The sequence below is a fragment of the Sphingobacterium sp. HJSM2_6 genome, from assembly GCF_049316305.1.
GTDB lineage: Bacteria > Bacteroidota > Bacteroidia > Sphingobacteriales > Sphingobacteriaceae > Sphingobacterium.
Window position 1 is genome coordinate 41,680 of record NZ_JBMOXB010000020.1, and the last position, 14,825, is coordinate 56,504.

General features: G+C 38.2%; 15 protein-coding genes. All 15 read left to right on the forward strand.

The features are described 5' to 3' along the window. The first annotated feature begins 26 nt into the window (after positions 1-26). The 15 genes from ACFRAE_RS15955 (at position 27) to ACFRAE_RS16025 (ending at position 14,771) form a co-directional block, all read left to right on the forward strand. Positions 27-1,775, forward strand: coding sequence for a tetratricopeptide repeat protein (locus tag ACFRAE_RS15955; RefSeq protein ID WP_422798169.1), 1,749 nt, complete (start codon positions 27-29; stop codon positions 1,773-1,775). Positions 1,776-1,884: 109 nt separating this feature from the next. Further along, complete coding sequence (locus ACFRAE_RS15960) at positions 1,885-2,265, forward strand: NADH-quinone oxidoreductase subunit A (RefSeq protein ID WP_422798170.1); 381 nt, start codon at positions 1,885-1,887, stop codon at positions 2,263-2,265. Between the two features lie 34 nt (positions 2,266-2,299). After that, complete coding sequence (locus ACFRAE_RS15965) at positions 2,300-2,854, forward strand: NADH-quinone oxidoreductase subunit B (protein WP_422798171.1); 555 nt, start codon at positions 2,300-2,302, stop codon at positions 2,852-2,854. Continuing rightward, complete coding sequence (locus ACFRAE_RS15970) at positions 2,847-3,350, forward strand: NADH-quinone oxidoreductase subunit C (protein ID WP_422798172.1); 504 nt, start codon at positions 2,847-2,849, stop codon at positions 3,348-3,350. Before ACFRAE_RS15965 ends, ACFRAE_RS15970 begins: the two co-directional genes overlap by 8 nt. A gap of 13 nt (positions 3,351-3,363) precedes the next feature. Next, the gene (locus ACFRAE_RS15975) at positions 3,364-4,599 is read left to right on the forward strand and encodes an NADH-quinone oxidoreductase subunit D (RefSeq protein WP_422798173.1); all 1,236 of its coding nucleotides are present in this window, start codon (positions 3,364-3,366) and stop codon (positions 4,597-4,599) included. After that, a complete protein-coding gene (gene nuoE, locus ACFRAE_RS15980) occupies positions 4,592-5,119 on the forward strand; it encodes an NADH-quinone oxidoreductase subunit NuoE (protein ID WP_422798174.1) in 528 nt (175 codons plus the stop codon). The genes ACFRAE_RS15975 and nuoE overlap by 8 nt, the downstream gene beginning before the upstream one ends. 4 nt (positions 5,120-5,123) lie before the next feature. After that, entirely contained in the window at positions 5,124-6,479 is a 1,356-nt protein-coding gene (nuoF, locus tag ACFRAE_RS15985) for an NADH-quinone oxidoreductase subunit NuoF (RefSeq protein WP_422798175.1), read from the forward strand. A gap of 28 nt (positions 6,480-6,507) precedes the next feature. Further along, positions 6,508-7,524 carry a 2Fe-2S iron-sulfur cluster-binding protein gene (locus ACFRAE_RS15990; RefSeq protein WP_422798176.1) on the forward strand — a complete coding sequence of 339 codons (1,017 nt, stop codon included), beginning with the start codon at positions 6,508-6,510 and terminating at the stop codon, positions 7,522-7,524. 11 nt (positions 7,525-7,535) lie between these two features. Then, positions 7,536-8,573: an NADH-quinone oxidoreductase subunit NuoH gene (nuoH, locus tag ACFRAE_RS15995; protein WP_422798177.1), complete on the forward strand. Its 1,038-nt coding sequence runs from the start codon at positions 7,536-7,538 to the stop codon at positions 8,571-8,573. A gap of 13 nt (positions 8,574-8,586) precedes the next feature. After that, positions 8,587-9,114 (forward strand): NuoI/complex I 23 kDa subunit family protein, encoded by a 528-nt coding sequence (locus ACFRAE_RS16000; protein ID WP_422798178.1) that lies wholly within the window; start codon positions 8,587-8,589, stop codon positions 9,112-9,114. Between the two features lie 3 nt (positions 9,115-9,117). Next, positions 9,118-9,624, forward strand: coding sequence for an NADH-quinone oxidoreductase subunit J (locus ACFRAE_RS16005; RefSeq protein WP_422798179.1), 507 nt, complete (start codon positions 9,118-9,120; stop codon positions 9,622-9,624). Then, positions 9,617-9,946 carry an NADH-quinone oxidoreductase subunit NuoK gene (nuoK, locus tag ACFRAE_RS16010; protein ID WP_422798180.1) on the forward strand — a complete coding sequence of 110 codons (330 nt, stop codon included), beginning with the start codon at positions 9,617-9,619 and terminating at the stop codon, positions 9,944-9,946. Before ACFRAE_RS16005 ends, nuoK begins: the two co-directional genes overlap by 8 nt. A gap of 28 nt (positions 9,947-9,974) precedes the next feature. Continuing rightward, the gene (gene nuoL, locus ACFRAE_RS16015) at positions 9,975-11,900 is read left to right on the forward strand and encodes an NADH-quinone oxidoreductase subunit L (RefSeq protein ID WP_422798181.1); all 1,926 of its coding nucleotides are present in this window, start codon (positions 9,975-9,977) and stop codon (positions 11,898-11,900) included. A gap of 19 nt (positions 11,901-11,919) precedes the next feature. Beyond that, on the forward strand, positions 11,920-13,368 hold the full coding sequence (locus ACFRAE_RS16020; RefSeq protein WP_422798182.1) for a complex I subunit 4 family protein: 1,449 nt from the start codon (positions 11,920-11,922) through the stop codon (positions 13,366-13,368). Between the two features lie 20 nt (positions 13,369-13,388). Beyond that, a complete protein-coding gene (locus ACFRAE_RS16025) occupies positions 13,389-14,771 on the forward strand; it encodes an NADH-quinone oxidoreductase subunit N (RefSeq protein WP_422798183.1) in 1,383 nt (460 codons plus the stop codon). The last annotated feature ends 54 nt before the right edge of the window (positions 14,772-14,825 follow it).

Sequence of the window (14,825 nt, forward strand, 5' to 3'; positions counted from 1 at the left end):
TTATAACAAAGAGTAAAAAATAGATTATGACAAACAGCAAATTATTTTTAAGCCTTTTATTAGCGGGAGCTGTTGGAACAGTAAACGCACAAAGCTTGAAGGATGCAAAGGCTGCAATTGAAACGGAGCAATATGGAAAAGCGAAGGGAATTTTGCAACAGTTGGTTGAGAAGAAGGCTAAAGATGGAGAGAATTATTTTTATTTAGGGCAAATTCACTTAATAAATGATAAAGTAGATTCTGCTGCTATCGTATTTCAACAAGGAGTTACCAATGCTCCTAAAGAAAAATTAAATTTAATAGGTTTGGGTATTGTAGACCTTGAAAAAGGTAATGCAAGTGCTGCTGAACAAAAATTTTCAGAAGCAACTCAAGGAATAGGTAAAAAAGATTATATCAGCCTTTACTATGTAGGTAAAGCGTATAATGAAGCGCCAAAACCTGATTATAAAAAAGCCTTAGAATACCTGACCAAAGCAAAAGAAATGAATGCTAAGGATCCTTTGGTGCCTACTGCAATCGGTGATGCTTATGCTGGACTTCGTGAAAGTAGCCCTGCATTCGTGGCATACCGTGAAGCTTTAGCGTTAGACGATCAGTTATTAGCTCCTAAAATTGGTCAAGCGATTATTTCGAGAAGAGCGCAAGCTTACGATGTCGTTTTTGAAGATTTGAACGCTTTAGCGGCTGAAAATCCTAACTACGGACCTATTTACCGTGAATTGGCAGAGACTTATTACTTGTCTTCTTTAAAATTACCGGATTCTGAACAAGCGAAATACCGTGAAATTAACCAACAAGCGGTTGAAAATTACAAAAAGTATTTATCCTTGACAGGTGATAACTCAGTAGAGGCAAAAGTTCGTTATGCTGACTTCTTGGTATATTCAGGAAACTATGATGAATTGAAAACAGTTTCTCAAGAATTATCTACGATGCCAGGTGTAGATTCTAAAGTATTCCGTTATTTAGGATATATTGCATTTACCCAAGATAAGGATTATGCGAAAGCTAAAGAATATATGACGGAGCTATTTTCTAAAGTAGATCCTAGTCGTTTAATCGCGCGAGATTTCTATTTTGCAGGTATGTCTGAAGTAATTGCTGGTGATGAAGCAAAAGGTCAACAATTAATTAAAGATGCCATTGCTAAGCAAGGGGAAGATGAGGATTTAGACGCAGAGGTTTCAGAGATGGCTTTCTTAAGATATCAAGAAGGTGATTTGGAAACTGCGAAAAAATTATTCCGTGTACCTTCTGCGAATCCAAAATCTAATTATTATTCCGATGCGAATTATTATTTAGGTCAAATCGCTTACGGTGTTGGTTCTAAATTATTATCTGCTCAAGATGGCGTTGAATTAACTCCAGAAGAAGCAACAGCAAAATATAATGAAGCTAAGCCTCATTTGGAAGAAGCGATTAAATCATTGTCATTATCAGCAGCTGCGACTGAAACTCGTGCAGTTGAAATGTACAAGATTCCTTCTTTATACTTCAAAGGTTTATCGGAATTAGCATTGGATAATGTTATTAATGATCCAGAAAATGCAAAAGGTATTTTTGTAGACTCTTTCACTCAGTTATTAGCAGCTATCGCTGCTTCGACTAAGCAAGATGCAAATAATAATGTTTATGCGGCTGATGCCCATAATTACATTGGTTATTTTGCTTATTTGAAAGGTGATAATGAAAAAGCAAAACAACATTTTGCGGAAACATTGAAAATTAAACCAGAAGATGAATTGGCAAAGCAAATGATTGAAGCTTTGTAATTTATAATGATTCAAAATAACAAAAAAGGGACTGTTACTGATAACAGTCCCTTTTTTTATTAGCAGTTTTTGTTAAATTTGCTACACTACTAATAGACAGAAACTAAATATGACTGAGATAACTGGGCAGAGCACGTCTGTAGATTATATCCCTATCCTAATACAACTGGCAGTGGCCGTAGGTTTTGGTGTCACCACCATTATTGGTACCCATTTAATAGGTCCGAAAGTTCGTACAGAAAATAAATTAGGTTCTTTTGAATCTGGAGTGGAAGTGATCGGAAACGCTAGACAACCATTTTCCATTAAATATTTTTTAGTCGCTATTCTCTTTGTGATTTTTGATATTGAGGTCATTTTTATGTATCCATGGGCCGTTAACTTTAGGGAATTCGGTTGGGAAGGACTGATTGAAATGTTCGTGTTCATGGGCTTATTGCTATTAGGATTTATTTACATCATTAAAAAGAAAGCATTGGATTGGGATTAAAAACATCCAAATCTATGATAAGCTAATTAACACAATGAGCAATATAACATTGGCAGATAAACCTCCAGGTGTAGAAGGAGCGGGATTTTTTGCGACAACATTGGATAAAGCAATCGGATTGGCAAGGGCAAATTCCTTGTGGCCATTGCCATTTGCAACGTCATGTTGTGGAATTGAATTTATGGCGACGATGGGTTCTACCTATGATTTAGCTCGTTTTGGTGCGGAAAGACCAAGTTTCTCTCCTCGTCAGGCGGATATGTTATTGGTCATGGGAACTATCGCTAAGAAAATGGCCCCAGTACTTAAACAAGTTTATGTACAAATGGCAGAACCACGTTGGGTAATTGCTGTTGGAGCTTGTGCATCTAGTGGCGGTATTTTCGATACTTATTCAGTTTTGCAAGGGATCGATGAGATTATACCAGTAGATGTATATGTGCCTGGATGCCCCCCAAGACCAGAAGCGATTTTAGACGGGGTGCTAAGATTACAGGATATTGTAAAAAGCGAATCCTTAAATAGAAGAAATACTCCAGAGTATAAGGCATTATTGGAACAATACGGAATAGTAACAGATAATGGATAAGTTGACAAATGAACTAGTCCTAGAAAAGCTACAGACTAAATTTGCAGGTCATATCGCAAATGTTTCTGAGCCTAAGGGATTATTAACCATAGAAACGGATAGAGAGACCATCATCGACCTTTTATCTTGGATTAAAACGGATGAGACCTTACAATTTATCTACCTAACTGATATTACCGCAGTACATTATCCAAATTTGGAGCAATCGTTTGCCGTGGTTTATCATGTGCATAGTTTAGTCTATCACCTTCGTATACGGATTAAAGTATTTCTTGCTAAAGAAGATTTGACAATTCCTTCGGCTACTACAGTGTGGTTAGGTGCGAATTGGATGGAACGGGAGACTTATGATTTTTACGGAATTAACTTTGCGGGTCATCCAGATCTTCGGAGAATCTTGAATATGGATGATTTAGACGTTTTTCCGATGCGTAAGGAATATCCTTTGGAAGATCCTAATCGGGTAGATAAGAAGGATTTTTATTTTGGACGTTAAGTGATACAGAGCAATGAGTAAACCTATTACCAGAATATCCCACAATTCCCCTGTTTTTGACGATAATGATCCTCAAGATGAATTACTAACCCTAAATATAGGGCCTACGCATCCTGCTACGCATGGTGTGTTTCAAAATGTAGTTCAAATTGATGGGGAACGTATTGTGAGTGGGGTATCAACTATTGGATATATTCACAGAGCATTTGAAAAGATCGCAGAACATAGACCTTTTTACCAAATAACCCCATTGACAGACCGCTTGAATTATTGTTCTTCACCGATCAATAATATGGGTTGGCATATGACCGTGGAAAAGCTTTTGGACATTGAAATCCCTAAACGCGTTCAGTATATGCGTGTGATTGTGATGGAATTAGCTCGAATAGCGGATCATATTATTTGCAACGGTATATTGGGTGTGGATACGGGTGCGTTCTCCGGTTTCTTGTATGTGATGCAAGAGCGTGAATTTATTTACGAGATTTACGAAGAAATTTGCGGCGCACGTTTAACGACCAATATAGGTCGTATAGGAGGTTTTGAACGTGATTTTAATGCGGTAGCCTTTGAAAAAATCAATGAGTTTTTAGAGCGTTTCCCTCCAGTATTGCGGGAATTTCAAGATTTATTTGATCGGAATAGAATTTTTATAGAGCGGACCTCTAATGTAGCTTCAGTAACGCCTGAAGAAGCATTGGCTTATAGTTGGTCTGGTCCAATATTACGTGCTACAGGTGTAGATTACGATGTTCGTGCGCATTCTCCATACTGTTCTTATGAAGAGTTTGACTTTGACATTCCAGTTGGAACCAATGGCGATGTTTATGATCGTTTTATGGTGCGGAACGAAGAGATGTGGCAGTCTATGCGCATCATTAAACAAGCATTAGAAAAAATTGAAAAAGAGCCGAAGGGTGTTTTTCATGCAGATGTACCCGCATTTTACTTACCTCCGAAAGAGCAGGTGTATACGAATATGGAAGCCTTGATTTACCATTTCAAAATTGTAATGGGTGAATGGGACGCTCCAAAGGATGAGGTATACCATGCGGTGGAAGGTGCAAATGGGGAGTTAGGTTTTTATTTGATCCATGATGGTGGGCGTACGCCTTATCGTCTACATTTTAGAAGACCTTCTTTTATCAATTATCAAATGTTTGCGCCAATGAGTAGCGGAATGCTTCTTTCTGATGCGATATTAAATATGAGTAGTTTAAATGTTATAGCAGGAGAATTAGATGCTTAGTGTTAAAGAAAATCTTATAGTCGAATTTTCAGCAGCGCTTTTGAATAAATTTTCAGAAGTGGTGTCTCGGTATCCAGAAGGGAAACAGAAATCGGCACTTTTACCCATATTGCATTTAGTACAAGAGGAATATGGATGGCTGAGTGTGGATGCGATGGATAAAGTGGCTTTGTTTTTAAATATTCAACCTATCGAAGTTTATGAAGTAGCAACATTTTACACCATGTACCTGTTGCAGCCTCAAGGTAAATATTTGCTTGAAATATGCCGTACAGGTCCTTGCTGTTTAGTAGGAGCTGAGAAAATCATGAATCACCTGGAAGAGAAATTGGGGGTTAAGGAAGGGGAAGTGACTGCAGATGGCTTGTTTTCTTGGAGAGGTGTGGAATGTTTAGCAGCCTGTGGTTTTGGCCCTGTTTTACAAATTGGCCCAAGCTATACATTTTATGAAAACTTAACTACCGAAAGTGTAGATGAGTTGATAGGTAATTTGAAAGATCAATCATTAAATAAGGCTTAGCACTATGGGACGTAAGTTATTATTAGAACATATCGGAGTGCCAGGTATCCAAGGTTTCGGAGTATATCGCGAAAAAGGAGGATACCGTGCCGTAGAAAAAGCCTTAAAAAGTATGACTCCAGAGGATGTTGTGGAGGAGGTCAAGAAATCTGGTCTTCGTGGTCGTGGTGGTGCGGGTTTTCCGACAGGCATGAAATGGAGTTTTTTGGCAAAACCAGAGGGCGTATCGCGTTATTTGGTGTGTAATGGGGATGAATCTGAACCTGGTACATTTAAAGATCGATATTTGATGACTCATATCCCTCATGCCTTGATTGAAGGTATGATTGTATCGAGTTATGCGCTAGGGGCTAATACCTCCTATATCTATATTCGTGGGGAAATGATGCCTCAAATCCGCATTATGGAAAAAGCAATTGCTGAAGCTAAAGCTGCGGGTTTTTTAGGTAAAAATATATTAGGTACAGGTTACGATTTGGAGATCTATGTTCAACCTGGTGGTGGTGCATATATCTGTGGTGAAGAAACGGCCCTTTTAGAATCTCTAGAAGGCAAGCGTGGTAACCCAAGAATTAAACCTCCTTTTCCAGCTGTTGCAGGATTATATGGCTGTCCAACAGTGGTAAATAATGTGGAGTCGATAGCAGCGACTGTTCCAATTGTGAATGATGGTGGTGAAGAGTATGCAAAAATTGGTATCGAGCGAAGTACTGGAACCAAATTGATATCAGCTTCAGGAAATTTAGTGAGACCTGGGGTTTATGAAATTGAAATGGGCTTGTCAGTGGAAGAGTTTATTTATTCAGATGAATATTGTGCTGGTATAGCCAATGGTAAGCGACTGAAGGCTGTAGTGGCCGGAGGATCGTCTGTGCCTATATTGCCTGCAAATTTAGTTACTAAAACAATAAAAGGTGATGCTCGTTTGATGACTTATGAATCCTTGGCGGATGGCGGCTTTGTAAGCGGTACTGCAATGGGTTCTGGAGGTTTCATCGCATTTGATGAGGATCAATGTATAGTGCGCAATACTTGGAATTATACGCGGTTTTATCGTCACGAAAGTTGTGGACAGTGTTCTCCTTGTCGGGAAGGTACTGGCTGGATGGAAAAAATCTTGCATAAGATTGAGAACGGCTATGGCAGTATGGAAGATGTCGATTTGTTGTGGGAAATTCAACGAAAAATCGAAGGTAATACCATATGTCCACTAGGTGATGCTGCGGCATGGCCTGTGGCTGCAGCAATTCGTCATTTTAGAGACGAGTTTGAATGGCATATTCAACATCCGCAAGAGGCATTATCAAGAAATTATGGTTTAGCACATTATGCGGATCCGTTAGTTCCTGTATTGGAATAAGTAGGGCATCTTTAAGGAAAGATTACTCATGGCAGAAGAAATACAAAAGTTCAAAGTAAGTATCGATGGCATTCCATTAGAGGTTGCTCCAGGTACTACGATATTAAATGCAGCAAGACAAATTGGGGGGGAAGTGGTGCCTCCAGCGATGTGCTATTACTCTAAATTAGAGGGTAGCGGTGGTAAATGCCGTACTTGTTTGGTGAAAGTAAGTAAGGGTTCTGAAAAAGATCCTCGACCTATGCCTAAATTGGTTGCTTCATGTAGAACCACCGTGATGGATGGGATGGAGGTGCTCAACATTACCTCATCAGAAGTGTTGGAAGCTCGGAAAGCGGTTGTTGAAATGTTACTCATTAATCATCCACTGGATTGTCCAGTGTGTGACCAAGCGGGCGAATGTAAGCTTCAAGATTTAGGATATGAACATGGATCTGATCAAACACGGTATGAGTTTGAACGTCGTACGTTTGATCGAATTGATATAGGGGATAAAATCCAATTACACATGAATCGCTGTATTCTATGTTATCGTTGTGTATTTGTGGCAAATCAGTTAACAGAGAAAAGAGAACATGGTATTCTTAACCGAGGCGACCATGCGGAAATTTCTACTTTTATTGAAAACGCATTGGATCATGATTTTATCGGTAACGTGATTGATGTTTGTCCGGTTGGGGCATTGACAGATAAAACTTTCCGATTTAAAAATAGGGTATGGTTTACTAAGCCTGTGAATGCGCATCGGGATTGTCCTACTTGTTCTGGAAATGTTACTTTATGGTACAAAGGTACGGATGTAATCCGTGTTACGGGTAGAAAGGATGAGTTTGATGAAGTGGATGAGTTTATCTGCAATACCTGTCGTTTTGATAAGAAACATACCAATGACTGGAAATTGGAAGAGCCAACTCCGGTTAGTGAGCAATCGGTGATCGCTTCTAATCATTATTATGCATTTAACCCTCCACCGGTAATTAAGGATAACCCTTTGTTGCAGGAAGCTAATGTGGAGCAGTTTGCGAGATCTGAAAAATTAAAATAACAACGGACAAAATGGAAACAGCCTTTATAATAGAAAAGTTAATTTTAGTTGTTATTGTTTTCGTCGTAACGCTTGTAATTGCGATGTATTCTACCTTAGCAGAACGTAAAATTGCTGGTTTTATGCAAGACCGTTACGGTCCAGACCGTGCCGGATTATTTGGTTTATTACAGCCTTTATGTGATGGCGGGAAATTCTTTTTTAAAGAAGAGATTATCCCTGCTGGCGCTCATAAGGGGTTGTTTATCTTAGGTCCTACTATTGCGATAATAACCGCATGTATTAGTTCGGCAGTAATTCCATGGGGACAGACTTTAACGATCGGTGACCGTGCAGTTTCGCTGCAGGTGGCTGATGTGAATGTAGGTATTTTATACATCTTCGGTGTGATCGCACTGGGGGTATATGGAATCATGTTGGGAGGTTGGGCTTCGAATAATAAATTCTCCTTAATGGGGGCTATTCGTGCTGCATCGCAAAGTATCAGTTATGAAATTGCTATGGGTCTTTCTATCATTGCTTTGCTAATGGTGACTCAAACACTTTCTATTGGTGAAATTGTGGCGCAACAATCAGGATTTGTGAATTGGAATATCTGGGTACAACCTTTGGGTTTTTTAATATTCATCACTTGTGCCTTCGCGGAATGTAATCGGGTTCCTTTTGATTTACCGGAATGTGAGACGGAACTGGTTGGTGGATATCATACGGAGTATTCGTCGATGAAACTTGGACTTTACATGTTTTCGGAATACATTAATATGTTTGTTTCTTCTTCATTAATGGCGGCCTTATATTTTGGGGGATATAATTTTCCATTTATGTATGATTTAGGTCTTTCGGAGAATTGGATAACAATCATAGGCGTACTGGTATTCTTCTTAAAAATATTTGGATTTATCTTTTTCTTCATGTGGATTCGTTGGACATTGCCGCGATTCCGGTATGATCAATTGATGAATTTAGGATGGAAAATGCTGATCCCTTTGGCAATAGCCAATATTGTTTTGACAGGAGTCATTACTATTATTAAAGACACTTATTTTTAATCTGACACTGATTATGCAATCATTATCAAATAGAAAAAAGGTACTTGAACAGAAACCAATGAATTTTTGGGAGCGCATTTATTTGCCCGCTATTGCCAAAGGTTTGTCGATAACTATCAAGCACTTTTTTAAAAAAATACCTACGGTTAAATACCCCGAGGAAGTTCGTCCGTATTCTAAGAATTTTAGAGGCCAACACTCTTTAAAACGGGATGAATTGGGACGTGAGCGTTGTACCGCTTGTGGTTTATGTGCATTATCTTGCCCTGCTGAAGCGATTACCATGACTGCGGGAGAACGTAAAAAAGGAGAAGAGGAATTATACCGCGAAGAGAAATATGCTGTAGTTTATGAAATTAATATGCTGCGTTGCATTTTTTGTGGATTGTGCGAAGAGGCCTGTCCTAAAGAAGCGATTTATTTGGATGGTAGCCATGTGACAGCAGATTATTTGAGGAAAGATTTTATTTATGGTAAAGATAAATTGCTGGAAGCAAAGTTTGATATTACGCAGTTATCACCAGCAAAAACAACAAACTAAATCATGACTATATTTTATTTTGTAGCATTCTTGTCTATATTTTTTGCATTGATGACCATCTTTACAAAAAATCCGGTGCATAGTGTGTTATATTTGGTTATCACCTTTTTCACCTTTACTGTTCATTACATTTTGTTAAATGCGCAGTTTCTTGCTGTGGTAAACTTTATCGTCTATATGGGCGCAATCATGGTTCTTTTCCTATTTGTTCTGATGCTTTTGAATTTGAATAAAGAAACGGAACCCATGAAGTCAAATTTAGTGAAGTTTATGGGCGCAATAGCTGGGATGTGTTTGTTAGCGACATTCTTAGGCGCATTTAAAGTAATTGAAACGAATAATGGCTTTGTAGAAGCACATGAAAACATCGGCTTAGTTAAAAACTTAGGTAAAGTATTATTTAGCGATTTTTTATTGCCATTTGAGATTTCTTCAATACTGTTATTGACGGCGATGATTGGCGCAGTTTTATTAGCTAAAAAAGATTCACGAGTAGAAAAACATGGATAGTCTCATTCAAAATATGCAGGGAATACCCCTGAACCATTATCTGATATTTTGCAGCATCATCTTTGTCATAGGTATTATTGGTGTATTGATTAGACGCAATGTCATCATCATCATGATGTCTATCGAGTTGATGTTAAATTCGGTAAACCTATTGCTAGCAGCATTTTCTGCCTATCGTGGCGATCCTAGTGGACAAGTATTTGTCTTTTTTATCATGGCATTGGCAGCTGCTGAAGTAGCAGTTGGTTTAGCCATCATCATTATGGTGTATCGGAATACGAAATCAGTGGATATTGAGTCCTTGAATAAATTAAGGTGGTAATTTTTTAGAATAAAGAAAGATATTGAATATGATAGATTTAATTTGGCTTATACCACTGATTCCTTTTCTAGGATTTGTCGTGTTGGGGTTGCTAAGAAATATGCTTCCAAAAATCGTCATCTCGGTGGTTGGTTGTGGAGTCATATTGGTTTCCTTTTTATTGAGTTGTGGATTGTTTAAGGAAGTTTGGGATGCCAGACAACTTGGTGAGACTGCTGAATTCAGTAAAGAAATTTTTAATTGGTTCACAGTTGGTAGTTTAAGTATCAATTTGAGCTTTTTGGTGGATCCATTGAGTTCCATTATGCTGTTAATTATTACAGGAGTAGGGTTTTTAATTCACCTTTATTCTTCGGCTTATATGGCTAATGATACAGGTTTTGGTAAGTATTTTGCCTACTTAAACTTGTTTGTGTTTTTTATGCTCCTATTGGTCCTAGGTTCTAATTATTTAGTGATGTTTATCGGTTGGGAAGGCGTAGGATTGTGTTCTTACTTGTTAATCGGATTTTGGTATAAAAACACTAGCTATGCTAAGGCGGCAAAAAAGGCCTTTGTAATGAATAGAATAGGAGATTTAGGATTTCTAATCGCCTTGTTTTTCATATTAGCAAATTTTGGTTCTTTAGAATTCAATGAGGTTTTAGGGCAAGCGGGTCTTTTGCCAATGGGCGATAGTACCTTGTTAGTTATAACCTTATTGTTATTTGTAGCAGCAACCGGTAAATCTGCTCAAATACCATTGTTCACCTGGTTGCCAGATGCAATGGCTGGCCCTACACCCGTATCGGCACTTATTCACGCAGCGACGATGGTGACGGCCGGAATATATATGATTGCACGTTCAAATATCATGTTTACCCTGTCTCCGATAACAATGCAAATCATTGCTATTATTGGTGTTGCAACGGCACTGTTGGCGGCATTTATTGCAATCACTCAAAATGATATCAAGAAAGTATTAGCTTATTCCACGGTATCTCAACTAGGCTATATGTTTTTAGGATTAGGGGTTGGAGCTTTTACAGGTGCTTTTTTCCACGTATTGACGCATGCTTTCTTTAAAGCGCTGTTATTTTTAGGAGCTGGTTCTGTAATACATGCCATGAGTAATGAGCAAGATATGCGCTCTATGGGTGGCTTGAAGAAGTTTATGCCAGTTACTTATGTGACGATGCTAATAGGAACGATTGCTATAGCGGGTATCCCTCCTTTATCAGGATTCTTTTCTAAGGATGAGATTCTAGCTTATGCCTTTGTATCTAGTCCGGTGTTTTGGGTGTTAGGTTTCTTAGGCGCATTGTGTACTGCATTTTATATGTTTCGTTTATTGTACCTTACCTTTTTCTCTTCATTTAGAGGAACAGAGGTTCAAAAGAAACACTTGCATGAATCTCCTTGGCCGATGACCTTGCCACTGATTGTGTTGGCCATATTGGCAGCGGTAGCGGGATTGTTGAATATTCCAGAAGCTCTACACGGTGGAAATTGGTTGAAAGAATTCTTAGCACCAGTATTTGCACAAACCAATGCTATTGCTGAACCATTTCACTTATCGCACCAAACGGAGTATTTGTTGATGGGTGCATCCGCTTTAGGAGCAATCATCATGGCGGTTATAGCTTATAATCGATTTGCGAAATCAAATCAATTGGACGCAAGCAAGAGCTCCGAGGAGCCGCAAGGTCTTTTACAGCGCCTATCCTATAATAAACTATATATTGATGAACTATACGACAGCGTATTTGTAAAGCCATTAAATGGTCTTTCCAAGGTGCTTTATAAGTTCGTCGATCGTGCTGGTATCGATAGCCTAATTAATGGGCTTGGCGATATGTTTGTGTCTTCGGGTAAAGGAATTCGTCTTTTACAAACGGGACACGTAGGGTTTTATATTTTTATGATGGTAATTGGGGTTATTGCCTTCATGCTTTACGGATTATTTACCATCTAGAACAGAATTTTAGGAATCAATGGATAACCTTTTTATACTGCTATTATTACCGGTTGTAAGTGCTATTATTCTGGCATTTATAAACAGCAATGCTTCCCGATGGGTTGCTTTCGTGTTGTCATTGCTACAACTTATTTTAACGATACCATTTCTATGTCAATTTGTTCCTGACGCATCGATTCAATTTGCGCAGTCATGGACATGGATTGCCAATTTAGGTATAGAATTTAAAATAGGTATAGATGGAATTAGTCTACCGATGTTGTTACTTACGAATGGATTAATACCGCTAATTATTTTGTCAAGCTTTGGACATGCCAAGAAGGGGAACTTTTATGCGTTAATATCCTTTATGCAAGCGGGGCTTGTCTTGGTATTTATCTCCTTAGATGCCTTTTCATTCTATGTAGGATGGGAAGCGGCTTTAATACCTATATATTTTATCTGTGCTTTATGGGGTGAGGGTGATCGCATAAGAATTAATCTTAAATTCTTTATTTATACCTTTTTCGGCAGTTTGTTAATGTTGATTGCCATCATATATTTATACCAACAGACAGGTGCTAAAGATTTATCTTGGACTACCTTGACCTCCTTAACTTTAACTGATGCTTCGCAACGCTGGATATTCTGGGCATTTTTTGTAGCATTTGCTATAAAGATTCCATTATTTCCTTTTCATACTTGGCAACCGGACACGTATACACATGCACCCGCTGCGGGAACGATGTTACTGTCAGGTATCATGTTGAAGATGGGTATTTTTGGTTTGTTACGTTGGTTATTGCCTTTGGTACCTTCGGCGGTCGCTAGTTATGCACACGTGGCACTGATCCTATGTGTTATTGGTGTTGTATATGGTTCCATTATCGCATTTAAAATCAAAGACGCTAAACGTTTAATTGCATATTCATCCATTGCACACGTTGGATTAATCTCCGCGGGTATTTTCTCCTTTACGCAAGAAGGTTTACAGGGTGCGATTTTACAGGCCGTAAATCATGGTATATCTGTTGTAGGCCTTTTCTTCATTATTGATATAATTCAAAACAGAACAAACGTCCGTAATATGACAGACTTGGGAGGTTTGGCTTCTAAAATGCCAATCCTTGCGACGTTCTTTTTAATTATTCTGATGGGTGCTATTGGACTGCCATTAACAAATGGTTTCATCGGTGAATTTTTATTATTGAAAGGTATTTTTGCTGTTCCTGAATATGGGTTATGGTACGCCGTTTTCGGAGGTACAACATTAATCTTTGGAGCAATATATATGTTGAGATTATTTCAAAAGACCATGCTTGGTCCATTGGATGTAGCATATCAACAGGTTTCTGATGTGAAAGGATTTGAAGTTCTTGTCTTATTAATTATTTCAACCTTGGTTATCGTTTTAGGTGTATTTCCAAATGGATTATTGCATTTATCAGAAGCATCAGTAGGACAATTATTACAACAAATTAAATAGAACAAGTTTAACAATATATTATGGGTGCGATTATCACACTTTCTCTTTTAGGTATTTTAGTGCTGTATTTAGGCTTGTTCAAAGCAAAGAATGCGTTGTTACCTGTGAGTATATTAGGATTAGTTGCTGCATTAGCTTTTGAGGTGTGCGCATGGAATCAAGTGGCAGAGCCTTTGTACAAAGGGATGGTATTATTTGACCATTTTGCATTGTCTTTCTCCATCGTTTGTATTTCGTTAACGATTCTAATCTTATTTCTTTCCAAAGAATACTTTAAAAGTATCTCAGATAATATTGCGGAGTATTATACCTTAATCTTGTTTTCGTTGACAGGAGCATTAATGGTCTGCAGCTATAATAATTTCGCGATGTTGTTTATCGGTATTGAAATTATGTCTGTTGCTTTGTACATATTGGTGGGTATTCGCCGAAGGGACAAAAATTCCAATGAGGCCGCATTAAAGTATTTTTTAATGGGAGCCTTTTCAACAGGTTTCTTATTGTTCGGTATCACATTAATGTACGGTGCTACAGGATCATTTGATTTGTTAGCCATTAAGCAATATGTTATTGATAATCCTACCGCTATATCCCCATTATTCTATGCGGGAATTCTATTGTTACTGGTAGGTTTATGTTTTAAAGTGGGCGTAGCTCCATTCCATTTTTGGACTCCGGATGTCTATGATGGCGCACCAATTCTAATCACTAGCTTTATGAGTACGGTGGTTAAAATTGCTTCTTTCGCTGGATTTTTGCGATTATTTAGTACGGTTTTAATTCCTTTAAATGAATTCTGGACACCGATTTTGTTAACTGTCGTGATCTTGACGCTGTTTGTTGGGAATATTAGTGCATTGATGCAAACCAGTTTCAAGCGTATGATGGCTTATTCCAGTATCTCCCATGCGGGGTATATGTTATTTGCTATTCTTTCAATTGGGCCTAATTCTGCATCAGGCATCTTGACGTATTCCATAGCCTATGGATTAGCATCCATTGTTGCTTTTGGATCATTAATGTTATTAAAGAAACACATCGGATCGGATCAGTTTGAGTCATTCAATGGACTGGGGAAGACAAATCCAGGATTAGCTTTTGCATTAACTATTGCGATGCTATCTTTGGCCGGTATTCCATTAACGGCAGGATTCATTGGCAAATTCATTATGTTTAGCAATGTGATGAGTGATTACCATACGGTACTCTTGGTGTTAGCCGCTATAAATGCCGCAGTTTCTGTATATTATTATTTGCGTGTGGTAGTTCACATGTATTTCATGAAGCAAGAACATGAAGAAGTATTAACCTTGTCCATGAATTATAAAGTTGTATTTTTTATTGCAGTCTTATTAACCATTATATTGGGGGTATTTCCCAATACCATATTGGGTTTGCTATAATAGCAGAAAGATTTCACAAGATATTTACAAGGCACAACATTTATGTTGTGCCTT

What these genes read in the sequence shown, in the direction of transcription:
- ACFRAE_RS15965 (WP_422798171.1), top strand. Translation starts at nt 2,300, where the DNA reads ATGAGCAATATAACATTGGCAGATAAACCTCCAGGTGTAGAAGGAGCG.
- nuoE (WP_422798174.1), top strand. Translation starts at nt 4,592, where the DNA reads ATGCTTAGTGTTAAAGAAAATCTTATAGTCGAATTTTCAGCAGCGCTT.
- ACFRAE_RS15955 (WP_422798169.1), top strand. Translation starts at nt 27, where the DNA reads ATGACAAACAGCAAATTATTTTTAAGCCTTTTATTAGCGGGAGCTGTT.
- nuoL (WP_422798181.1), top strand. Translation starts at nt 9,975, where the DNA reads ATGATAGATTTAATTTGGCTTATACCACTGATTCCTTTTCTAGGATTT.
- ACFRAE_RS16005 (WP_422798179.1), top strand. Translation starts at nt 9,118, where the DNA reads ATGACTATATTTTATTTTGTAGCATTCTTGTCTATATTTTTTGCATTG.
- ACFRAE_RS15990 (WP_422798176.1), top strand. Translation starts at nt 6,508, where the DNA reads ATGGCAGAAGAAATACAAAAGTTCAAAGTAAGTATCGATGGCATTCCA.
- ACFRAE_RS16025 (WP_422798183.1), top strand. Translation starts at nt 13,389, where the DNA reads ATGGGTGCGATTATCACACTTTCTCTTTTAGGTATTTTAGTGCTGTAT.
- ACFRAE_RS16000 (WP_422798178.1), top strand. Translation starts at nt 8,587, where the DNA reads ATGCAATCATTATCAAATAGAAAAAAGGTACTTGAACAGAAACCAATG.
- ACFRAE_RS15975 (WP_422798173.1), top strand. Translation starts at nt 3,364, where the DNA reads ATGAGTAAACCTATTACCAGAATATCCCACAATTCCCCTGTTTTTGAC.
- ACFRAE_RS15970 (WP_422798172.1), top strand. Translation starts at nt 2,847, where the DNA reads ATGGATAAGTTGACAAATGAACTAGTCCTAGAAAAGCTACAGACTAAA.
- ACFRAE_RS16020 (WP_422798182.1), top strand. Translation starts at nt 11,920, where the DNA reads ATGGATAACCTTTTTATACTGCTATTATTACCGGTTGTAAGTGCTATT.
- ACFRAE_RS15960 (WP_422798170.1), top strand. Translation starts at nt 1,885, where the DNA reads ATGACTGAGATAACTGGGCAGAGCACGTCTGTAGATTATATCCCTATC.
- nuoH (WP_422798177.1), top strand. Translation starts at nt 7,536, where the DNA reads ATGGAAACAGCCTTTATAATAGAAAAGTTAATTTTAGTTGTTATTGTT.
- nuoF (WP_422798175.1), top strand. Translation starts at nt 5,124, where the DNA reads ATGGGACGTAAGTTATTATTAGAACATATCGGAGTGCCAGGTATCCAA.
- nuoK (WP_422798180.1), top strand. Translation starts at nt 9,617, where the DNA reads ATGGATAGTCTCATTCAAAATATGCAGGGAATACCCCTGAACCATTAT.